We start from the raw sequence: 7266 nt of genomic DNA, 5'->3' as shown, positions 1-7266 counted from the left end.
GATCCCGAGACCCTCTTCAAAAGACTTCAAGAGATTCAGTTCGTTCTCAGCGACGACCGAGAGAATAATTTCAAGCCCATTCAAGTTTACACACCGCAGCAGCTGATCGCACGGCAGCAATTCTACGACAACATCGCCGGGAGTCCCGAGAATGTGCTTGCCGGAAACCCATTTGAGATCGCGAACACCGTCAGCCCACGCCTGGTCAAGCGACGCGACAACTACAACGACCTCGCCGGGTTCTTTGTCGTGGTCTTCGATGCGTTTAACGCCGATGGAACCGCGCGCGTCAACCGGGACACCAAGTCCATCGCTTTGCGCGTCATCACCAGCGACCCGAAGTTTGCATCATTCCCCCTCGACAAACTCCCCTAACCGCTTCGATCGCCCTCGCCGTTCCAATTCGGCGAGGGGCTTCCATCAAAATATCATCAATTATATTTCGTAAAAATTTAATCCTGTCTTAATGATCTTATCACTATTTGCTGTTATACTCCCTGCGTAGGCGTTGAAGGAAATACGCATCAGCGTCCTCTAATCCAACAACAGCAGTCGATCCAGGCTGTCAATATTGCGCAGGCCCGGTATACAGGCAACAATGGGAATAGACAAGCTAGGAAACAGCGGTAACGCGCATCCTTGGCCAACATGGAGGATCAAAGCTGGTTATGTATCGAAAATGGAATAAAGAAGCGATTGCGATGGAAATCGTCAGCATGTACGAGTCCGGGGAGAATCTCAACTACTCCAGCGTCGCCACAAATAATCTTACGCTTTTACGGGCCGCCACCCGCTACTTCGGAACCTGGGAAGCGGCCGTCAACTTCTCCGGCCTCGACTACGAACAGATCCGCCGTTACAAGTCCTGGACCCGCGAGCGTATCATCGCCCGCGTTCAGGAACTGCACGCGCAGGGCGTCGACCTGTCCTGGCGTAATGTCTGTCTAAACGTCGATCCTCAGCTCGCCGCCGCCGCCACTAAGAAAAGCCACTTCGGCTCCTGGCGTGAGGCGCTGGAAAGCTCCGGCCTCAACTACGACGACATCCGCCGGTACCGCGAGTGGGATGATGAGCGTGTGCTGGCCATGGTCCGCGAGTTCCACAAGAACGGCGCGGGTCTGAACGCCAAGAACATGGAATCCGAAGACATCACGCTGATCACGGCGGCCCGCCGCCGGTTCGACTCCTGGCACCAGGCGCTGACCGCCGCCGGTCTGGACTACCGCGAGATCGTTCAGCGCGCTCCCTTCAAGCGCGGCCTCGGACGCGGACAGAGCAAGCGCGCCTTACACGCTACGACCACTAAGAATTAGCACGCCCCTCCCAGGCCCCGCCGCCAAAGCGCCCGATCCTCCCCGGATCGGGCGCTTTGTTATGATTGATTACCCCGCGCAATTGTTTTCATACGTTAAAACGAAAAGTTAACACAAACTTAATGACTCCTTAACATTCCCTTAATCTCGCCCCCTAGATTGCACGGTACAATAGCGGCGTACTCAAGAGAAACCGGCCCCAAGCAGTCAACCGCAGGGCCGGATTATAAAAAGTGTTCGTTACATACCAGGAGAAATGATCCATGAAACTGTCCATGAAGTCAGTAAAGGGTTTCACCCTTATTGAACTGCTCGTCGTCATCGCTATCATCGCGATTCTCGCCGCCATCCTGTTCCCCGTCTTCGCCAAGGCCCGTGAGAAGGCCCGCCAGATCAGCTGCGCCAGCAACATGCGCCAAATCGGCCTCGCCACCCTGCAGTATAACCAGGATTACGACGAAGCCTTCTACCCTCACCGCTTCAACTGTGCCGGCACCTGTACGGAGTACACGAGCGGCGCCAATCCTTACGCCGGCCTTGACGCCGCCTCCAGCACAAAGTTCTACTGGATGTATCTTCTGCAGCCGTACACCAAGAGCTTCGATGTCTTCAAGTGTCCATCGAACCCTGCCGCCTTCACCTCCAACAACACGGGCAATCAGAAACTGGCCGCCGCTCCCGGCGCCGCCGGCATGGACTACGGCGGCCAAAATAGCTACGGTCACAATGACGCCTTCCTGAGCCCCGCCGCCCCGTTCGGCGCCCCGGCTGGCACCGCCTCGACGCCCGTAAGCCTGGCTTCCATTCAGCGCCCGTCGGGTACGATCATGGTTACCGACGCCACCTACTATGGCGTTGCTCCTGATGCTACCGGCGAAAGCGGCATTACACCGAACTACAACGGCACGCCCGACGCCGCTTTGGCTGCCACCGACGCCGCTTTCATGGTCGTTCCTGGCGCGCAGTACGCTCACTACTGGGCCAACATCGGCAACGCCAACTGGACATTCAACGGCGGAGTCGTCCCGAACGGCGCTCTGTCCCTGGCTCAAGCCCGCCACACCGGCTTGGTCAACTGCCAGTTCGTTGATGGCCACGTCAAGGCCATCCGCGCAGAGAAGGTTATCTCCGACATCTGCCTTTGGGCGACCGACGCCGACGGCGCGCATCCGAACTGTAACTAATTCTCCCTTAAGGGAACGACAAGAAACCAGCCTGCAACCGAAAGGTCGCAGGCTGGTTTTGTTTTTTAACTCCCCACATTTCTGAGATCATATGCTGCCCAATAGCACTTCCAGGAGACAACACAACTTGAATTGCCCGGCGAAAAACCTCATTGCAGCTCTCGTTTTACTAATGTCGCTCACACCTCATAACGCTGATGCGCATGGCCACATTGTGGAAGCCGCCGCCCCCGATCATGCAACGCACATCGCATCTCCGGATCACCTGTTCGTCACGGACTTCATGATCGACGCTGGAACAACAGGCGTCTTATCGGTTTCTGTTGCTAAAGATAACGTTCACGGTTCAACGCAGTTGAAGGGTCTGGCCCAGATTTGTAGTTTTATGTGGCTGCCGAAACACCCGCATACTCTGGTCTTCTCCACTTCAGGTGTCGGCGCTCCGTCCGCACTGATGCTGTTTGATGGGAAGTCACTGCACGTCCTGCGCCGAACGAAAAAAGTTCAGTCAGGCAGCTACATCCTTCATGGCTCACTGAGCGATGGGCGGACGCTGGTGTACGGATATTCGTCTGATTATTTCAGTCTGAATGAGCATACATTTCGCCGTGCGGAGGCAGAACTTCAGAAGCGCCGTTATTTGACGATCGGCAAATAAACAATCTAAACGCGCATGTACTTCGCCAGAATAGCGTCTTCTTCGGAGATTTTTGGCTTGCTGGAGATTTGCAGCAGGATGGACGTTCCCTCGCTGCTTGTGCTGAATGTGAGGTTGTCGGCGGCTTCGAGCATGAGATGGAAGCCCATGCCGAGGGAGATGCGGGTGGAGTAGCCTTTTTCTAGCGTGGCGCGGGCGAGGTGGACTGGGGCGATACCGGTTCCGTTGTCGTCGATAAGGACGCTGACGATCGGGCCGTCGAGCCAGACACGGGCGCCGCCGCCGCCGCCGTGCTTGATAGCGTTGGTGGCGGCCTCGCTGACACTCGTAAGGAGGTCGGCGGTGCGATTGATGTCCATATGGAGATCCATCGCGATTTGGTGCAGGTCACGGCGCAGACAGGAAGCGTCCAACGGCGTCCGCAGGGATTGGACACGCACCGGCTGGGCTTCGGCAAGATCGCGCGGCAGGATCTCGGCGCGATCCACGAGGTTCAGCTTGCCGCCAGTGACCGCGAGCAGGACTTCGCTGTTGAATGAACGCCGCTGTTCCTCGCTCTCAATCAGACGCTGATTGGCCGACGCGAGGCGCTCGTTGACCTCTTCCAGGCGCAGGTGCGAGTCATGGAGGTAGCCCAAAATCTTGCGCAGCCTGCCGGTCACCAAGGCGATCGCGAGCATCCCAAGAAGCAGCGCCATCGACTGTACGCTCTCGGCCATCTTGGGCAGCGACACGAGCGCCCAGCCATGCTGATTGTCATTGAAAAAATAGATGCGTGTGAGGATCAGAGCTGCGAATGACGCGGCGACGCCTCCACGAACACCCAGAAATGCGGCGGCGATGGCGACGGGAATGAGATAGAGGATCGTTTGGGGACTACCCGTGACGATAAACTCTCGAATCCGCAAAATCCACCAGGTGCACAGCGCAAGCAGGCCGAGGGTAAGAAGCGAGCCGACAGAGGGGTTGATGAAGATATCTCGAACGCTCGCGAGCACCTTGCTGGGCGCCTTATAACGGCGGCTGAATTCAGCTGACGTTTGCGGACGAACTTCACGGCCCGCCGACGCAAAGCCGAACTTTGGCGTGCTGCGATTGGACCGCGTATTCCCCGATGCCTTGTCATCTCCCGCAATCGGCGATTGAGGCGAAGGCTGAATGTCTTTCAAATATTCGACGCTCAACGGACATCATCTCCCTGTCTTTCACGCCTCTGCTCGTATTCGTAAGAATAACAGGAAGCGCTAAGAACACTTGTCATACCAGTAACAGCTGATTTCCGCTTGACGATTCAGGGTCCAGGTATGTTTCGCGATGTCCAATCGGGATTCCTGCGCATTAGGACGGTTTGAAAAAATATTTACGGCTGCTTGTTTTGCCCTTGCGTCTCACGGAGGAGAAGCAAGGGCGAATACAATGCTTGCTAGGCATGTTTTTCGGGCTTCAACTGCGGAAAGAGAATGACGTCGCGAATGCTGGGCGCCCCGGTGAGGAGGATCGCCAGGCGGTCGACACCGCTGCCGTAGCCTCCCGTGGGAGGCATGCCGTACTCCATCGCCCGCAGGAAGTCCTCATCCATCGGATGCGCCTCAGCGTCGCCGCCGGCGCGCAGGCTCATCTGCTGCACAAAGCGCTCCCGCTGATCGATCGGATCGTTGATTTCGCTGAAGGCGTTGCCCAGCTCGGCGGCGGCGATGTAAATTTCGAAGCGCCGGGTCAAGCGCTGGTTCTCCGGATGCTTCTTCGCAAGCGGAGAAGTCTCCAGCGGGAAGTCTGTGATGAAGGTCGGCTGGATCAGCGTCGGCTGCGTGTATTTCTCATGCAGCTTCTCGATGATGCCGCCAACGGTCGGCTCGTTCTCGGTAGGCAGCCCTAACCGCTTGAGGACAGCATGGGCGGATTCGAGCGTTTCCAGCTCTTCCGGCGCGACTCCTGCGTACTTGTGGATGCCTTCCAGGATCGGCAGGCGGGTAAACGCGGGCGCCAGATCGATCTCGTGACCGCCGTACGAAAACTGTTCGCAGCCGTGCAGTTCCTTGCAGATATATCGGAACATGCCCTCGACCAGCTCCATCATGTCGTCCAGATCGGCGTAGGCGGCGTAAAGCTCCATCAGCGTGAACTCGGGGTTATGCCGGGTGCTAATGCCCTCGTTGCGGAAAACGCGGCCGATCTCATAGACCTTGTCGAAGCCGCCGACGATCAGGCGCTTCAGATAAAGCTCCAGGGAAATACGCAGGTGCAGCTCGGCGTCCAGGGCGTTGTGATGCGTTAAGAACGGCCGCGCCGCCGCGCCGCCCGCGATCGATTGCAGGATCGGCGTCTCGACTTCCAGATAATTCTGATTGTCTAAATACTGGCGCATGGCGCGCACGATCTTGATGCGGCTGAGCAGAACTTCGCGCGCCTGCTTGTTGACCGTCAGATCGACGTAGCGCTGCCGGTAGCGGATCTCGGTATCCGCAAGCTGGCCGCTGTGCTTCTCTTCGCCGGTCTCCGACTCATACTCCTTGCCGAACGGCAGCGTACGGAGAGCTTTGGCGAGCAGGGTCCAGGACTTGACGTGGACTGAGATTTCGCCGGTCTTCGTCCGGAAGACAAAACCCGACACGCCGACAATATCGCCCAGGTCCAGACGGTGCTTGAGATCATCGAAGATCTCATCGCCGATCTCATCTTTGCGAACATAAAGCTGAATACGGCCGGAGCTGTCGGTCAGGTCGAGAAAGGCGGCCTTCCCCATCAGGCGCACGACGGTGATACGGCCGGCGACCGAGACGGTCTCATTTTCGAGTGTCTCAAAGCCGGCGGCGATCTGGTCGGCGTGATGGGTGACGGGAAAGCGCTCGACCTGGAACGGATCGCGGCCTGCGGCCCGCAGGGCGTTCAGCTTTTCCAGCCGGATTGGGTCGACGCCTTGATGCGCCGTCTGCTGCGCGCCGGCGTCGGACGCGAGTTCGGGGTGTTCGATTTCGGACAAGAGAGCGCTCCTCAGTGATGCGATGCTGTCAGTTGGGTAGTCGTGCGATGAGGGATTGGCCTTCGCCGGCGCGAATTGCGTCGGCGAAGAACCAGAGAAGTGCGGGCCGCCGTTCACTATTTGCGAATGGCGGTGATCAGGTATTTATTTTTGCCGGCGGGAACCGTCACGGAAACGGTATCGCCCACTTTTTTGCCGAACAGCGCTTCGCCCACTGGCGACTCGTCGCTGATCTTATCAATGTTCGGATTCGCTTCGACGGGTGAGACCAGCGTAAATTCCCATTCATCGCCAATATCGTCGGTCACCATAACGATCGATCCGAGTCCCACATAGTCGGTTGGGATCTCATCGTTCTCCATGGGACGCGCGATCTGCATGATATGCTTCAGATCTTCAATGCGGCCTTCCAGGAAAGCCTGCGCATTTTTCGCATCTTCATACTCGGAGTTTTCCGTAAGCTCGCCATAGGTGATGGCGTCCCGGATCCGTTCCGCCACTTCCCGCCGCTCGGTCGTGCGCAGCTTATCCAGCTCCTCCGAAAGTTCCTTATATCCAGCCGCTGTTAATACGATCTCTTCGATGTCGCCCAAGTGCTCAGATCTCCTCGCTCGGAAGGATTCCAGGATCGATGACAGTGAATGAACAGAAGCACCGGCCGCCAAAGCCCTGCTCCGGGCGGGTCAGCCAGTGCTCTTTATGTTCGCCTATGTACTCGATAGTGGCAATGTTTGCGCGCTGTTATACCCCAATTTTGACATGATTGTCAAGCGTATCTTCAAAATAATGGTCAGAAGGCGCAATTTCCGGCTTGGGACGCTCTTCGATCACTGTCAGACTGGTGGAAGCATCGTTTGCCGGCGCGGTCTCCGCAGGCGAGCGGCGCAGCAAACCGCGAACTTTGTCCAAGGCGCTGCGGTAGGCGTCCTGATAGAGTTGCTTCATTCGAGCAGCAGTCAGCTTTTGGCCGGTGCTGAAGTAAATCGAAGCCGTTTTGCCGACAGTATAGGTGCCAGCATAGGCGATAGCGCCTTTCACCACGACCCCCACTCCGCCCGGAACGAGACCAACGAGTTCGCGCGCCACTGCGCGCCATCCGAAGGCGCTTCCAAATACTGGGAGCAGCTCGCG

At 57.4% G+C, this 7266-nt stretch carries 7 protein-coding genes and 1 pseudogene; 4 read left to right on the top strand and 4 right to left on the bottom strand.

Annotated features, from left to right (window positions below):
• From ABIZ35_RS11790 to ABIZ35_RS11775, 4 genes are all read left to right on the top strand, one after another.
• Nucleotides 1-375: hypothetical protein (locus ABIZ35_RS11790; protein ID WP_348220100.1), on the top strand; the 375-nt coding region annotated here is incomplete at its 5' end.
• A gap of 293 nt (nt 376-668) precedes the next feature.
• Nucleotides 669-1313, top strand: a complete 645-nt coding sequence (locus ABIZ35_RS11785; protein WP_348220099.1) for a hypothetical protein — start codon at nt 669-671, stop codon at nt 1311-1313.
• A gap of 263 nt (nt 1314-1576) precedes the next feature.
• Nucleotides 1577-2497: a DUF1559 domain-containing protein gene (locus ABIZ35_RS11780; RefSeq protein ID WP_348220098.1), complete on the top strand. Its 921-nt coding sequence runs from the start codon at nt 1577-1579 to the stop codon at nt 2495-2497.
• Between the two features lie 127 nt (nt 2498-2624).
• Complete coding sequence (locus tag ABIZ35_RS11775; protein ID WP_348220097.1) at nt 2625-3155, top strand: hypothetical protein; 531 nt, start codon at nt 2625-2627, stop codon at nt 3153-3155.
• Between the two features lie 5 nt (nt 3156-3160).
• Here ABIZ35_RS11775 and ABIZ35_RS11770 read toward each other — a convergent pair whose 3' ends face one another.
• The 4 genes and pseudogenes from ABIZ35_RS11770 to ABIZ35_RS11755 form a co-directional block, all read right to left on the bottom strand.
• Complete coding sequence (locus tag ABIZ35_RS11770; protein ID WP_348220096.1) at nt 3161-4339, bottom strand: ATP-binding protein; 1179 nt, start codon at nt 4337-4339, stop codon at nt 3161-3163.
• Between the two features lie 239 nt (nt 4340-4578).
• Nucleotides 4579-6135 carry a lysine--tRNA ligase gene (gene lysS, locus ABIZ35_RS11765; protein ID WP_348220095.1) on the bottom strand — a complete coding sequence of 519 codons (1557 nt, stop codon included), beginning with the start codon at nt 6133-6135 and terminating at the stop codon, nt 4579-4581.
• A gap of 116 nt (nt 6136-6251) precedes the next feature.
• The gene (gene greA / locus ABIZ35_RS11760) at nt 6252-6728 is read right to left on the bottom strand and encodes a transcription elongation factor GreA (protein WP_348220094.1); all 477 of its coding nucleotides are present in this window, start codon (nt 6726-6728) and stop codon (nt 6252-6254) included.
• 148 nt (nt 6729-6876) lie between these two features.
• Nucleotides 6877-7266: pseudogene (locus ABIZ35_RS11755) on the bottom strand (hypothetical protein); the annotation flags it as partial.

Source organism: Capsulimonas sp., assembly GCF_039929585.1.
In the GTDB taxonomy this organism is placed as follows: Bacteria; Armatimonadota; Armatimonadia; order Armatimonadales; family Capsulimonadaceae; genus Capsulimonas.
Note: the sequence above shows the minus strand (reverse complement) of the source record. Positions and strands in the feature narration are given on the sequence as shown.

Excerpts from the sequence above, each read along its gene's own strand:
- ABIZ35_RS11785 (WP_348220099.1), top strand. The coding sequence starts at position 669 with ATGTATCGAAAATGGAATAAAGAAGCGATTGCGATGGAAATCGTCAGC.
- ABIZ35_RS11780 (WP_348220098.1), top strand. The coding sequence starts at position 1,577 with ATGAAACTGTCCATGAAGTCAGTAAAGGGTTTCACCCTTATTGAACTG.